Origin of the sequence: Tersicoccus solisilvae (assembly GCF_014643255.1) — a bacterium.
GTDB classification, from domain to species: domain Bacteria; phylum Actinomycetota; class Actinomycetes; order Actinomycetales; family Micrococcaceae; genus Tersicoccus; species Tersicoccus solisilvae.
The window spans coordinates 58116-72078 of the sequence record NZ_BMJI01000017.1 but is presented as its reverse complement, the minus strand read 5'-3'; the positions used below and the strand labels follow the sequence as shown (position 1 = coordinate 72078).

The following is a 13963-nucleotide window of genomic DNA, read 5'->3' as shown; positions in this document are numbered from 1 at the left end:
ACACCACCCCGTGAACGACGAAGCGGGGCCCTCCCCGGCCAGGAAGGGCCCCGCTTCACCCTGCCCCCTTGACAGGAACGACTACATATCAGTCGAGGAGGAAGAATGCGAGGTCGACGGCGTCGGGTCGGCGCTCGCCGGTGCCGACGAACAGCCGGCCGGCGAGCCAGGCCCAGCGCTCGCCGGTGCCGTGCAGGCGGGGCCAGGAGCGGAAGTAGAGCCGGGCCGGGTCGACCGGTTCGGACCGGGCGATCGCGGCCAGGTCCTCCGCGGAGCCCGAGCGCACCGCCGCGTTGTGCACGAACAGGTGCTCGCCGTCGTCGAGCGCGATGCCGTAGCGGGCGTCCAGCTCGGTGACGGTCGCGCTGACGCCGCGTTGGACGTCCGCTCCGGCCGGGAGGATCGTGCCCGTGAAGGGGCGGCCGCCCGGGTCGGTGCCCGCGACGGTGCCCCCGGTGATGGGGACGATCCGCCGGGTGCCGTCGGTGGTGTCCCCGATGGTGGCCGGTGCGGCCACCTGCACGCGCAGGGTGCAGAACGGCGTCAGCGACGGCGTGCGCATCAGCGGTAGAAGCGGGCCAGGAAGGTGGCGACGACGGCGGGGCGGTCGCTGCCCTCGACCTCGATGGTCTGGTCCACGGTCAGCTGCACCCCGTCGCCCTTGACCTCCTCGACGGCGGCGATGGTCGAGCTCATCCGGACCCGCGAGCCGACCGGGACGGGCGCGGTGAAGCGCACGCGGTTGAGGCCGTAGTTGACCTTCGTCGTCACGTCGGCCACGTCCATCAGCTCGCCCCAGAGCGGGATCAGCAGGGACAGGGTCAGGAAGCCGTGGGCGATCGGGCCACCGAAGGGCCCGTCCTTGGCCCGCTCCGGGTCGACGTGGATCCACTGGTGGTCGTCGGCGGCGTCGGCGAACGTGTTGACCTGCTCCTGGGTGATGGTGCGCCAGGGGCCGGGGCCGACCGTGGTGCCGACCAGCGAGGGCAGCTCGTCGAACGTGTACATCGTCGTCATGGCATGGTCCTTCCGGAACGGGAATGGGGGGTGTCAGTGGGTGAAGGCGCTCAGCCCGGTGATGGCCCGGCCGACGATCAGGGAATTGATCTCGTGGGTGCCCTCGTACGAGTAGATGGCCTCCGCGTCGGCGAAGAAGCGGGCGACGTCGGTGTCCAGCGTGATGCCGTTGCCGCCGCAGACCTCCCGGGCCAGGGCCACGGACTCGCGCATCCGGGCCGCGCACCAGGACTTGGCCAGCGCCGAGTCCTCGTCGCGGTAGACGCCCGTGTCCTGCTGCACGGACAGGCGGGTCAGCAGGCCCAGGCACCCGGTGATGTTGCCGAGGATCCGGGCGAGCTTCTCCTGCACCAGCTGGAAGCCGGCGACGGGCCGGCCGAACTGCGTGCGCTCGGTGGTGTACCGCAGGGCGGCCTCGTAGGCTCCGGCCTGGACGCCGGCGGCGATCCACGCGACGTCGGACCGCATCCGGCGCAACATCCGGCTCACGTCCCTGAAGGAGGTGCAGTTGCCCAACCGGTACTCCTCGGTCACCTCCACCCCGGTGAGGGTGATGTGGGCGTTCTGCACCATCCGCAGGGCGGCCTTGTTCGGGATGACGTCCATCTGCACGCCCGGCGCGTCCGTGCGTACGAGGAAGCCCTTGACCTGCCCGTCCGCGGTGTCCCGGGCGAACACGGCGAGGTACTCGGAGAACGTGGCGGTGCCGATCCAGCGCTTGGCGCCGTCGAGCACCCACGTGTCGCCGGTGCGGGTGGCGGTCGTGGCCAGGCCGCCGGCGACGTCGGACCCGTGGTCCGGCTCGGTCAGGGCGAACACGCCGCGCATCCGCCACGACGTGATCTCCGGGTCCCAGCGGGCCACCTGCTCGGCAGTGCCGCCCTCGCGCACCGCGGTGCGGAACAGCCCCGCCTGGCCGGTGTAGTAGGTGGCCAGGGAGGCGTCCGTGCGGGCCAGCTCGAACACGCGGAAAGCGTGGTACAGGCCGCGCGGCTCCGCGCCGTCGGCCGTCAGGGCGGGCGGTGCCATCAGGTCCAGCTCGTGCAGGGGGGCCATCAGCGCCGTGGGGAACTCGGCCCGGTCCCAGTGCTCGGCGAGCAGCGGGTGGGCCTGCTCGTCCAGCACCCGGCGCAGGCCCCACAGCACCTCACGCTCGGCGTCGGTCAGCAGCGACTCGTGGTCGTACGGGTCGCACGCCGCGTAGAGGCGTTCGGTCACCGGGACCCGCTCCCGGCCAGCCCGAGGAGACGCACCGCGTTGTCCTTGAGGATCTTCGGGCGCACCTCGTCGGCGAAGGACTGCTGCTCGAACGCGCCGAGCCACTTCTGCGGGGTTATCAGCGGGTAGTCCGTCCCGAACAGCACCTTGTCCTGCAGCATCCGGTTGGACGCCTTGACCAGGGACTCGGGGAAGTACTTCGGGGACCAGCCGGAGAGGTCGATGTACACGTTCGCCTTGTGGGTGGCGATCGAGTTGGCCTCCTCCTGCCACGGCACCGAGGGGTGGGCCATGATGATCGGCAGATTCGGGAAGTCGGCCGCGACGTCGTCGAGCAGCAGCGGGTTGGAGTAGGCGAGCTTGATGCCGCCGCCGCCGGGCAGCCCGGCGCCCATCCCGTTCTGGCCGGTGTGGAAGATGCACGGCAGGCCGATCCGCTCGAGCGCCGCCCACAGGGCGTGAAACTGGGGGTTGGACGGGTCGAAGCCCTGCAGGCTCGGGTGGAACTTGAAGCCGCGCACCCCGAGCTCGCCGGCCAGGTACTCGGCGCGGGCGATGGCCTCGGCCCCGGTGCGCGGGTCGACGCTGCCGAACGGGATGAGCACGTCGTTGTTCCGGGCGGCGCCGGCGATCAGGTCCTCGATGCTGTTCGGCTCGTGCTTCAACGCGGTCCGCGCATCGACGGTGAAGACGACGGCGGCCATCCCCCACTCGCGGTAGCGGGCGGCGATGGTGTCGATGTCCGGGCTGCGGTCCTCGGCCTTGAAGTACGCGCTGGACGCCTCCGTCAGGGAGTCCGGCAGGGACGCGTGCCCGTGCCCGTCCACCTCGATGTGGACGTGCATGTCGATCGCGGAGACGGCGTCGGGGTCGACGCCGAGCTCGTAGCGGGCGCTCACTTGGTGCTCTCCGTCGGCTGCAGGTCCTGCGGCAGCGGGGGCAGGGTCTCGCCGACGGGGGCCAGCTTCCCCTCGGCGATCGTCGGGAACTGCTCGCGCAGCGCGTCGTACGTCCAACCGCCCTCGCGATACTCGGTGACGACGGCGGTCGGGTGGGAGAAGAGCTGCAGCCGGTCCCCGCCGGCGCCGATCGCCTGACCGGTGATGGACGCGGCGTCGTCGGAGGCGAGGTACGCGACCAGACCGGCGACGTCGTCGGCGGTCCCGAAACCGAGGTCGTGCCGGAAGAAGGGCGGCATCGCCTCACCGCGCTCGTCGGCCTCGACGGCGGCGGCGAAGTAGGGAACGGTCTTGGTCATCGCGGTGGCGGCGACGGGGATGACGGCGTTGGCGGTGACGCCGGCCTTCTTCATCTCCAGCGCCCACGTGCGCACCATCCCGACGATGCCGGCCTTGGCGGCGGCGTAGTTGGTCTGGCCGAAGTTGCCGTACTGGCCGGTGGGGGAGCCGATCGTGATGATCCGTCCCGCGACGCCGTGCTCCTTGAAGTACGCGTAGGCCTCCCGGACGCACGTGAAGGTGCCGCGCAGGTGCACGTCGATGACGACGTCGAAGTCCTCGTCCGTCATCTTCAGCAGCGACTTGTCCCGCAGCACACCCGCATTGGTGACGAGGATGTCGAGGCCGCCGAAGGTGTCGACGGCCGCGCGCACCAGCTGCTGGGCGGTCTCGGTCGAGCCGACCGGGGCGACAACGGCCACGGCCTTCCCCCCGGCGCCGGTGATGGTGGCGACGGCGGCGTCGGCCACGTCCTGGCGCACGTCGTTGATCACCACGGCGGCGCCCTGGCGAGCGAGCTCGGCGGCGTAGGCGAGGCCGAGGCCCTGGCCCGAGCCGGTGACGATGGCGGTCTTGCCCTGCAGGCTCATGCGATCCTCCTGTGCGTCTGCGTGAACGGTCCTCACCGATCGGGGTGAGACCCTTGTCATGCTCCATGAGAATATGGATCATTGAAAATGTCAACGATTGATTTCTGAATCTTCCGAGGAGGCCATGTGACCGTCGGAGACGCCGTGGAGACGACGCCGCCGCGGCTCGCGCAGGCAGCGATCGCCGACGACCTCGGCCTGCTGCTGGCCAAGCTGCACGCCGTCGGATCCGTGCTGAACAACCGCGCGCTCGCCGACGTCGACCTGCGGGAGCGGTCCTACTCGGTGCTGCGGCTGGCCTGCAGCGGGCTGGAACCGACGCAACGCGAACTCGCCGAGTTCCTCAGCCTCGACCCGAGCCAGATCGTCGCGCTGGTCGACGAGCTCGAGCGGCGCGAACTCGTCGTCCGCGAGCAGGGGCGCACCGACCGCCGGCAGAAGATCGTCCTCGCCACCCCGCACGGCGAACGGGTCCACGCGCAGGCCGAGGCGGCGGTGCGGGCGCGCGAGCGCGAGCAGCTGGCGGCCCTGGACGACGACGAGGCGGCCACCCTGCGCGCCCTGCTGCGCCGCGCCCTGTGGGGCTGACCGACGCTCGTCACACGGCGCCATCGTCGTCGGTGCACGGCGGGATGCACCCCCGATCGTCTCGGTCGTCGTGAGGGCCGGCGACACGGCCGCCCTGCTGAGAGCCGCCGTCGCCGCATCGGCCCGATACCCTCGGTGCCGTGGCAGGGCGCTGGTTTCAGAGATTCGTCGGACTTCTCATCCTGGGCGTGGTCGGCCTGGCCGCCGCGCTGCTGTGGTGGGGGGTCGCGGCGAACGTTCCGGCGCAGTTGTGGGAGCCCGTGCAACTGAGCGTCGCGGGGGTGTGGAACGTCTTCTACGACGCCAACCTGCCGGACCTGCGCGTGCTCGCGATCGCTGGTGCGTTGGCCCTGTTCCTCGGCGCCGGCATCGCCCTCGTGGAGCGGCGGGTGGCCACCCTCTACCGCCGGACCCCGCCGGGTCAGTCGTCCCGCCCTCTCGCTCCGCGCGTCATCATGGAGGCCACCCGCGGCGTTTTCGCCGGGCCGGTGACCATCACGGTGCTGATCCCCGCGCACAACGAGCAGGCCACCCTGCCCGGAACCCTCGCGTCCCTGAGGCAGCAGAATCGCCCGCCGGACCGGATCATCGTCGTCGCCGACAACTGCACCGACCGGACCGTCGAGCTCGCCCGTGCGGCCGGTGTCGACGTGCGCGAGACCGTCGGCAACACGGAGAAGAAGGGCGGGGCGCTCAACCAGGTGCTCCGCACGCTGCTGCCGCAGCAGCAGGACAACGACGTCGTCATGGTGATGGACGCCGACACGACGCTCGACCAGGGCTTCCTCGCGTCCGCCGAGAAGTCCTTCACGTGGGACCGCGCGCTGATGGCCGTCGGTGGCCTGTTCTACGGGGAGGAGGGACACGGTCTGATCGGCCAGTTCCAGCGCAACGAGTACGTCCGGTACAGCCGCGAGATCGCCCGACGCCGCGGCCGGGTCTTCGTGCTCACCGGGACGGCCTCGATCTTCCGGCCGGTCGCGTTGCGCGCCATCGCCGCCGCCCGGGGCCGGCAGCTCCCCGGCCGCAACGGGGACGTGTACGACACCGCCGCGCTGACCGAGGACAACGAACTGACCATCGCGCTGAAGTCCCTCGGCGGACTGATGATCTCCCCGCCGGGCTGCACCGTCGTCACCGAGCTGATGCCCTCGTGGCGCACCCTGTGGCAGCAGCGGCTGCGGTGGCAGCGCGGCGCCCTGGAGAATCTCGGGGCGTACGGGGTGACACCCCAGACCATCCGCTACTGGGCGCAGCAACTGGGCATCGGGTACAGCGTGATCGGGCTGAGCACCTATCTGCTGCTGATCGTGATCATGCTGGTCGCGATGGACACGTGGATCTGGTTCCCGTTCTGGCTCGGCGTCGGGGTCCTGTTCGCCGTGGAGCGGCTGGTCACCGTCTGGAAGGGCGGCTGGCGGGCCCGCGTGCTGGCCCTGACCGTGTTCCCCGAACTGTGCTTCGACCTCTTCCTCGACATCGTGTTCGTCAAGGGCGTCGTCGACATCACCCGCGGGCGCCGGGCGACGTGGACCCACCTCGCCCGCACCGACGCCCCGGGAACGGCAGGCAACTCGTGAACGCCGTCGTCCTCGCCGCGGTGGTCGCGCCCCGCGGGATCCTGCTGCCGGAGTCCGTGCTCTACGGCCACGCCTTCGCGGTGCTCTCGACCTTCGTCGCCATCAACACCGTCATGTACGCGGCGCTGACCATCGCGAAGATCCTGCCGGCGCCCCGGCTGCCGCGGCGCCGCAGCGGCCGGCGGCTGCGGAAGGAGACCCGCAGCATCTATCCCGACGGGGAGCTGTAGCCCGGCGCCCCGGCGGGGGTGGTCTCCGGCCGCCCGGCTCCGATGACGCCGGACGTCCGCACCGACGCGGCGGCGAGCGCCACTCGGTACGCTGGACTGTCACGTCAGGAGGCATCCATGCGCTACGCCGAGTCCGTCCTGGACACCATCGGCAACACCCCGCTCGTCAAGCTCACCCGTGTCACCGAGGGCATCGCCGCCACGGTGCTGGCGAAGGTCGAGTTCTTCAACCCGGGCGGCTCGGTCAAGGACCGGATCGCGACGGCGATGATCGACGAGGCGGAGAAGTCCGGCAAGCTCAAGCCCGGCGGCACCATCGTCGAGCCCACCAGCGGCAACACCGGCGTCGGGCTCGCGCTCGTCGCCCAGCAGCGCGGCTACCGCTGCATCTTCGTCTGCCCGGACAAGGTCGCCGAGGACAAGCGCGCGACGCTGCGCGCCTACGGCGCCGAGGTCGTCGTCACCCCGACCGCGGTGGCCCCGGACAGCCCGGAGTCCTACTACGGCGTCTCGGACCGGATCGTCGCCGAGACCCCGGGCGCCTTCAAGCCCAACCAGTTCTTCAATCCCGCCGGCCCGGCGGCGCACTACGCGAGCACCGGCCCGGAGATCTGGCGGGACACCGAGGGCAAGGTCACCCATTTCGTCGCCGGCATCGGCACCGGGGGCACCATCTCGGGCACCTCGCGGTTCCTCAAGGAGGCCTCGGACCGCAACGTCCGCGTGATCGGCGCCGATCCGCTCGGCTCCATCTACTCCGGCGGCACCGGACGGCCGTACCTCGTCGAGGGCGTCGGCGAGGACATGTGGCCGGACGCCTACACGCCCGACCTGGTCGACGAGGTGATCGCGATCGACGACGCCGAGTCGTTCGCCATGACCCGGCGCCTGGCCCGCGAGGAGGGCCTGCTGGTCGGCGGCTCTTCCGGCATGGCGGTCGCCGCGGCGCTGAAGGCGGCGAAGAACCTGCCGGCCGACGCCGTCGTCGTCGTGCTGCTGCCGGACTCCGGCCGCGGGTACCTGCAGAAGGTCTACTCCGACGCGTGGATGCGCTCGCTCGGCTTCGCCGGCCCCGACGGGGACACCACCGTCCGCGACGTGCTGGCCGGCAAGACCGGCGGCCTGCCGGCGCTGGTGCACGCCCACCCGTCCGACACGGTGCACGATGCGATCGAGATCATGCACGAGTACGGCGTCAGCCAGCTGCCCGTGCTCTCGACCGAGCCGCCCGTCGTGCTCGGTGAGGTGGTCGGGTCGCTCGACGAGCGCTCCCTGCTCGACGCCGTCTTCACGGGCGCCGCCCGGCTCGCCGACGCGGTGAGCAAGCACCAGGCCGGGGGCCTGCCGCACATCGGCATCCACGAGGACGTCGACGCGCTGCAGCAGCGGCTACGGGACACCGACGCCCTGCTCGTCCTCGACGAGGCGAAGCCCGCGGGTGTGATCACCCGCAGCGACCTGCTGACGTTCTATGCGAAGGAGGCATGACATGTCCGGCTTCTCCACCCGCGCCATCCACGATGGCCAGCCGTTCGAACCGCGCACCGGCGCGGTGATCCCCCCGATCTTCATGACGTCGACATTCGTCCAGGACGGCGTCGGCGGCCTGCGCGAGGGGTACGAGTACTCCCGCTCCGGCAACCCCAGCCGGGACGGACTGCAGACCCAGCTCGCCAGCCTCGAGGGCGGGCGCCGGGCCTTCACCTTCGGCTCCGGGCTCGCCGCGGAGGACGCCCTGGTCCGCGCGGTGCTCAAGCCCGGGGATCACCTGCTGATGGGCAACGACGTGTACGGCGGCTCGCACCGGCTGATGAACCGGATCTGGGCACCCTGGGGCATCGAGCTGTCCACCGTGGACGTCGCCGACCTGGACGCGGTGCGCGCCGCGATCCGGCCGACCACGAGGATGCTCTGGGTCGAGACCCCGTCCAACCCGCTGATGACCGTCTCGGACATCGCGGCGCTGGCGGCGATCGGGCACGAGGCCGGCGCCGTCGTCGTCGCCGACAACACGTTCGCCACCCCGGCACTGCAGCAGCCGCTGTCCCTGGGCGCGGACGTCGTCGTGCACTCCACCACGAAGTACATCGGGGGCCACTCCGACGTCGTCGGCGGGGCGCTGGTGGTCGGCGACGACGCCGAGCTGGCCGAGGGCATCGCGTTCCTGCAGTTCGCGGTCGGGGCGATCAACTCCCCGATGGACGCCTGGCTGACCTCCCGGTCGCTGAAGACCCTCGACGTGCGGATGGAACGCCACTCCGCGAACGCGCAGCGGGTGGCCGAGGCGCTGGCCGGCAACCCGGCCGTCTCCCAGGTGTTCTACCCGGGGCTGCCGGACCACCCGGGGCACGAGCTCGCGGGCCGGCAGATGTCCCGATTCGGCGGCATGGTCTCGATGCGCCTGGCCGGCGGCCCGCAGGCGGCGCTGGACCTGGTGCGGCACACCGAGCTGTTCGCGCTCGCCGAGTCCCTCGGCGGCGTGGAGAGCCTGATCTGCTACCCAGCGGAGATGACCCACGCGTCCGTCAAGGGCACCGAGCTCGCCGTCCCCGAGGACCTGCTGCGCCTCTCCGTGGGACTGGAGGACGCCGACGACCTGATCGCCGACCTCGAGGGCGCCTTCGCCGCGATCGGCTAGCCCCTCACTCTCGTGCCAGCTCGTCAATAGATGCACGAAACATGGTCCCCGAGGGCCCGGATGGAACATCTATTGACGAGCTGGCGAGAGGGAGGTCAGGCGTCGGGCGCCTCCCGGACCAGCAGCGTCGTGCCCCGGTGCGCACCCAGGTGCATCGGCAGCTCGTGCGCGCCGTCGATGCGGCCGACCGCCTCCCCGGAGAAGGCGTCGGTGACGCGGGCGCCGTCGGGCAGGTGCTCCGAGCGGATCGTGCCGTCCACCTCGTCGGCCGAGAAGTTGAGGACCGTCACGGCCAGGGTCTCCGTGGCCGTGCGCTGCACCATGACGAGCAGCCCGGGGTGGGAGACGTCCGGGACGTCCAGCAAGGTGCCGGCCGCGATGCCGTGCCGGTCGCGGATCTGCAGAATCCGCGACAGGCGCATCGCGAACGAGCTCTCGTCCGCCAGCTGGTCTGGCAGCGACGCGTAGAGGCTGCGGGCACGGGGCAGGCCCGACCCCGACATCCTCGTCTGGGACATCGACCCGGCCAGATCGTGGGCGCCCCGGTTGATCCACCGGGTGTCGCCCTGCGCGATCAGGGACTTCACCTGCTCGTGTTCCAGGGGCAGCACGCCGCGTAGGTCCCAGCCGGACAGCGCGAAGACGCCCGGCTGCAGGGCGTTGTACATCGCCAGCAGCAGGTGGGCGTCGCGGATCCGGTCGACGTCGTCGTCCGTGATCGTGTCCAGGTCGCGAATCCCGAGGGCCGCGGTGATCACGCTGGTCGTGGTGCAGGCGATCCCGTTGGTGGTGAACACCAGGTTGTACGGCGCCGCCTCGCCGGTGATCCTCTCCCGCAGCGTGGACTGCACCTGCTCGGCCAGCTCGGCGCCGGTCAGGGAGCGGCCGCCGAGCTCGAAGACCTCGTCCTTGTGCCGGGTGACGAAGTGGACCAGTTCGTAGGTGAGCTCGTCGTGGTTCTGCAGGGCGTGCACGAGGCTGGCCTGGTCGACGCCGATCTCCTGGGCCTGCCGCAGGGTGAGCCGGAGGAACTCGGTGTCCCCGGTGACGAGTGCATGGTGGTAGCCCGGCCGGGTGACGAAGTCGTAGGACAGGTCGGGGCCGATGGACGAGGTCGAATGGATGTCGTCGATGCTCAGGTTCAGCTCCTGGAACGTGAACCCGCCGACCTTGCGCACCATGGACCCGATCAGCTGATTGGCCGCCTCGGAGAGGGGGTGGCCCTCGGACCAGCCCGCCGCCTCCTCGACGCCCTTCTCGACGCCGAGGAAGCCATTGGCGTCCAGCCGGAGCGCTCCGGTGCCCAGGTCGAGCAGCGAGTGCAGGGCGTCGCCCATCACCAGGCGCATCCCGGAGAACGTGGGGTCCAGCCAGTTCAGCGAGGGCTGGCCGTCCTTGAAGTAGTGCAGGTACACCCAGCGGCGCACCTGGCCGGTGGTGTCGATCACCGGGCGGGTCACGCTCCAGTTGGTCTCCTTGACGCCCGGCTCGTAGAAGATGACCCGCTGCAGCTCGCCGATGATGTAGCCCGCCTCCTGCAGGGCGCGCTCCGCCGCGGCGTCGAGGTTCACCGAGTCCTGGCCGGGGGGCACGTCGGGCAGCAGGTGCCAGTCCGACTCCGGGATGTCGACCATGTGGTAGAGCCCCGGGTAGTCGCGGTAGTTCATCTCGGCGAGGCGGAAGTCGGCGCCCTTGCCGGTGTGGCCGGGCACGATGTCGTCGATGATGGTGCCGCCGTGGTCCTTGGCGACCTCGCACATGGACCGGAACTCGTCCTCCGTGCCGAACAGGGGGTCGATGGCCATGCTCATCCGGTCGAAGTGACCGTCGACGCTCGGCGTGTACTCCCAGCCGTCGAGCCCGCCCGCGCGCTTGACGGGTCCCGTGTGGACCGCCTGGATGCCGATCTGCTCGAAGGCCTCCCACAGCTTGGGGCTGCCCAGTGCGGCGAGGAACGACTGGCCCGGCCGGGTGATCAGCGAGATGGGGTAGGCGGTGAACCACACGGATGCGCTGTTGACGGCCTTGCGCGGATTCGGCCGCGCATACGGGTTCTGCCACATGCTGGCCTGCCCGGAGAGCTGCCGGGAGAGGGTCTTCGCGTCGCCGAGCATCGATTGACCGCGCAGCCACTCGACGTACGCCGGGTTGGTGCCCACCGGGTCGAACGGCGGCTTCGCGTCGCCGTACTGCTGGTTGCGCCGCGCCCGGGGACGCACCTGCCGCGGCCGCGCGGGGTAGAACGCCTCGTCGTAGTTGACGTCCGTCGGCTCGACGTCCTCCGCCGTCGGCGGCGGCACGTCGACCAGGGGGAGCGAGGTGGTCTCGGGGGCGGGCTCGGGAGCGGACATGCGTGGCTCCTCCATCGTGTCGATCGGGTGGTCGCGTGCGCTGCGTCGACCGGCGGTGTCCTCGCGTGGTCGCGTCATCGATCTTTCATATCACTGCCCGGCCCGTCCCCGGTCCTCGGGCACGGCGCGGTGGCGGCCTCAGCCGGTGACGGCGAGGGCGTCGATCTCGACCAGCATGACCTCGTGCGGCAGGTCGACGAAGACGGTGGTGCGGGACGGCAGCGCGCCGCTCGGCACGTTCGCCTCGACGAACTCGCCGTACGCCTCGTTCATCGCCGCGAAGTCCTCGCGCTTCGTCAGGTAGACGCGGAACATCAGCACGTCCTCCACCGAGGAGCCGCCCGCCTCGAGGATGGCCTTGACGTTTGCCAGCGTCCGGGCGGTCTGGGCCTTGACGTCGCCGGCGGCGATGTACTCGTTGGTGGCGGGGTCCATGGGGCCCTGGCCGGAGATCTGCAGGAGGCCGCCCTTCGCCACCCCCTGGGAGAAGGTGTGCGCGGGCGCGGGGGCGCCGTCGGTCGTGATGACGGTCTTGGCGGTCGGTGACGCGGTCATGAGGGGGTCCTCTCGTTGCGGGTGGGGGGCGTCGGAGCGATGGCGTTCGGCCGCGTCCAGCCGAGGTCGGCGGACACGGCGTCGGTGGTGGCGATCAGGTCCGGGACGAGCCCGAGCAGGCCCGGCCGATCGAGCAGGACGACCGGCACGGAGCACGAGGCGGCGGCGATCACCCGGCCGCGCGCGTCGTGGATGGGCGCGGCGATGCAGTGCACGAACGCCTCGTGCTCGGAGCCGTCGAGCGCCCACCCCTGCCGGGCCACCGTCTCGAGCTCGGTGAGCAGGCCGTCCGGCGTCGTGATGGTGTGCTCGGTCAGGGCGACGTAGTCGAGGCCGGCCGCGACGGCGCGGCGGCGGACCGGCGGCAGGTCGGCCAGCAGCACCTTGGCGACGGCGGCCGCGTGCAGGGCCGCGGTCAGTCCGACGCGCGAGTACATCCGGACCGGGTGGCGTGACTCGAGCTTGTCGATGTAGACGACCTCATCACCCTCCAGGGCGGCCAGGTGCACGGTGTGGCCGGTGCGCTGGTTGAAGGCCGCCAGGTGGGGGCGGGCGATGCTGATCACCTCGCGCTGTTCCAGGGCCAGGGCGGAGAGCTCGAACAGCTTGGCGCCCAGCCGGTAGCGCTGCGTCTCGTCGCGGACGACGAAGCGGCGCTCCTCCATGGCGTGCAGCAGGCGCATCACGGTCGTCTTGTGCACCGATGCGGCGGCGGCCAGCTCGTCGAGGCCGGCGGGGCCGTCGGCGAGCCGCTCCAGCAGGTCGAGGGCACGCAGCAGGCTCTGGCTCATGACCGGACCCGGGGCTCGACCGCGTGCGGGTGGTCGTCCGCGGCCGGGTTCGTTCGGACGGGCACCCCGTCGACGGCGAAGCCGTCGGCGGTGGCGGCCGTGCGGGACCAGTCCTCGTCCGAGCAGCCGAGCAGCCGGTCCCGGACACCCTTCTCCGGGAGGACGCCGCGGTCGGCGCGCACGGTCAGGGTTGCGGCGGCCGCCACATGGCCGGCCCGCAGCCGCTCGTGCTCGGGGCGGCCCAGCAGCAGGCCGCCGAGGTAGCCGGCGGCGAAAGCGTCCCCGGCGCCGACGGGCTCGACCGTCGCCACGGTGAGGGCGGGCACCCGGGTGCCGGACCCGTCGCGGGCGAGCGCGCTGGCCCGCACGGCACCGTCCTTGACGACGACGACCTCGGGGGACGGCAGCAGTCGGCGCAGGCCGGCCTCGGTGGTGGTGCCGAAGGCGGCTTCCGCCTCGTCGGCGCCCACGAGGACGACGTCGGCGCGGTCGGCCAGGGCGCGCAGCACCTCGGGGTGGCGGCCGGTCCACAGGGCCGGCCGCCAGTTGACGTCGAAGCTGATCCGCTGGCGGCCCCGCGGGGTGTCCCGGGGCCGGCCCAGCAGGCGCTCGACGAGCGCGCGGCAGTCGTCGGAGAGGGCGGCCGTGATGCCGCTGAGGTGGATCAGGTCGGCCCGGTCGAGCAGGTCCGCGACGGCCGGGTCGTCCAGCAGGTCCGGGCCCAGGGCGGCGGCGGCCGAGCCGCGGCGGTAGTAGAGCACCCGGCCGGGCGTCCGCTCGGGATCGGCACTGGGGACTTTGACGTACAGCCCGGTGGGGCGCTCGTCATCGATGCCGACGGCGCCCACGCCGACGCCCTGGCCGGCGAGGTGGCGCAGGATCCGGTCGCCGAAGCCGTCGCGGCCGACGCGGCTCACCCAGTGGGCGTCCACGCCGAGGGCGGCGAGGCCGAGTGCCACGTTGGACTCGGCGCCCCCGACGCCGATCCGCAGCTCGTCGGCGTCGCTGAGCGTGCGGCCGGATCCGGGGGTGAGCACGGCCATGGTCTCGCCCAGGCAGACGGCGGTGGGCATGGGCGGGAGCGCTCCTGGAGTCGACGGGGCGGGCATCCGTGTTGACGCCCGTCACACGACGATGCTAGACAAGTCACACTCCATACGCAACGAG

At 71.6% G+C, this 13963-nt stretch carries 14 protein-coding genes; 5 read left to right on the top strand and 9 right to left on the bottom strand.

What is annotated here, in order from left to right; genetic code table 11:
* Positions 1 to 88: 88 nt before the first annotated feature.
* Genes IEX22_RS12215 through IEX22_RS12195 form a run of 5 tightly spaced genes read right to left on the bottom strand, consistent with a single transcriptional unit; the run spans position 89 to position 4063 of the window.
* Positions 89 to 562, bottom strand: coding sequence for a DUF3237 domain-containing protein (locus IEX22_RS12215; protein ID WP_188668684.1), 474 nt, complete (start codon positions 560 to 562; stop codon positions 89 to 91).
* Positions 562 to 1017: a MaoC family dehydratase gene (locus tag IEX22_RS12210; RefSeq protein WP_188668683.1), complete on the bottom strand. Its 456-nt coding sequence runs from the start codon at positions 1015 to 1017 to the stop codon at positions 562 to 564. Before IEX22_RS12210 ends, IEX22_RS12215 begins: the two co-directional genes overlap by 1 nt.
* A 33-nt stretch (positions 1018 to 1050) precedes the next feature.
* Positions 1051 to 2235, bottom strand: coding sequence for an acyl-CoA dehydrogenase family protein (locus tag IEX22_RS12205; protein ID WP_188668682.1), 1185 nt, complete (start codon positions 2233 to 2235; stop codon positions 1051 to 1053).
* Positions 2232 to 3134 (bottom strand): amidohydrolase family protein, encoded by a 903-nt coding sequence (locus tag IEX22_RS12200; RefSeq protein ID WP_306464454.1) that lies wholly within the window; start codon positions 3132 to 3134, stop codon positions 2232 to 2234. The genes IEX22_RS12205 and IEX22_RS12200 overlap by 4 nt, the downstream gene beginning before the upstream one ends.
* Positions 3131 to 4063: an SDR family NAD(P)-dependent oxidoreductase gene (locus IEX22_RS12195; RefSeq protein WP_188668681.1), complete on the bottom strand. Its 933-nt coding sequence runs from the start codon at positions 4061 to 4063 to the stop codon at positions 3131 to 3133. The genes IEX22_RS12200 and IEX22_RS12195 overlap by 4 nt, the downstream gene beginning before the upstream one ends.
* Before the next feature lie 126 nt (positions 4064 to 4189).
* On the opposite strand from IEX22_RS12195, the gene IEX22_RS12190 reads away from it, so the two are divergent.
* From IEX22_RS12190 to IEX22_RS12170, 5 genes are all read left to right on the top strand, one after another.
* A complete protein-coding gene (locus IEX22_RS12190) occupies positions 4190 to 4651 on the top strand; it encodes a MarR family winged helix-turn-helix transcriptional regulator (RefSeq protein WP_188668680.1) in 462 nt (153 codons plus the stop codon).
* 188 nt (positions 4652 to 4839) lie between these two features.
* A complete protein-coding gene (locus IEX22_RS12185) occupies positions 4840 to 6231 on the top strand; it encodes a glycosyltransferase family 2 protein (RefSeq protein ID WP_229660001.1) in 1392 nt (463 codons plus the stop codon).
* Complete coding sequence (locus IEX22_RS12180) at positions 6228 to 6461, top strand: hypothetical protein (RefSeq protein WP_188668678.1); 234 nt, start codon at positions 6228 to 6230, stop codon at positions 6459 to 6461. The genes IEX22_RS12185 and IEX22_RS12180 overlap by 4 nt, the downstream gene beginning before the upstream one ends.
* 117 nt (positions 6462 to 6578) lie before the next feature.
* On the top strand, positions 6579 to 7949 hold the full coding sequence (locus tag IEX22_RS12175; RefSeq protein ID WP_188668677.1) for a cystathionine beta-synthase: 1371 nt from the start codon (positions 6579 to 6581) through the stop codon (positions 7947 to 7949).
* 1 nt (position 7950) lies between these two features.
* Complete coding sequence (locus tag IEX22_RS12170; protein ID WP_188668676.1) at positions 7951 to 9099, top strand: cystathionine gamma-synthase; 1149 nt, start codon at positions 7951 to 7953, stop codon at positions 9097 to 9099.
* Positions 9100 to 9194: 95 nt separating this feature from the next.
* On the opposite strand, the gene treS is transcribed toward IEX22_RS12170, so the two are convergent.
* From treS to IEX22_RS12150, 4 genes are all read right to left on the bottom strand, one after another.
* Complete coding sequence (gene treS, locus IEX22_RS12165) at positions 9195 to 11450, bottom strand: maltose alpha-D-glucosyltransferase (protein WP_229660000.1); 2256 nt, start codon at positions 11448 to 11450, stop codon at positions 9195 to 9197.
* A 138-nt stretch (positions 11451 to 11588) separates the two neighbouring features.
* Positions 11589 to 12005, bottom strand: coding sequence for a RidA family protein (locus IEX22_RS12160; protein ID WP_188668675.1), 417 nt, complete (start codon positions 12003 to 12005; stop codon positions 11589 to 11591).
* Positions 12002 to 12796, bottom strand: a complete 795-nt coding sequence (locus tag IEX22_RS12155; protein WP_188668674.1) for an IclR family transcriptional regulator — start codon at positions 12794 to 12796, stop codon at positions 12002 to 12004. The genes IEX22_RS12160 and IEX22_RS12155 overlap by 4 nt, the downstream gene beginning before the upstream one ends.
* The gene (locus IEX22_RS12150; RefSeq protein ID WP_188668673.1) at positions 12793 to 13869 is read right to left on the bottom strand and encodes a sugar kinase; all 1077 of its coding nucleotides are present in this window, start codon (positions 13867 to 13869) and stop codon (positions 12793 to 12795) included. Before IEX22_RS12150 ends, IEX22_RS12155 begins: the two co-directional genes overlap by 4 nt.
* Between the last annotated feature and the right edge of the window lie 94 nt (positions 13870 to 13963).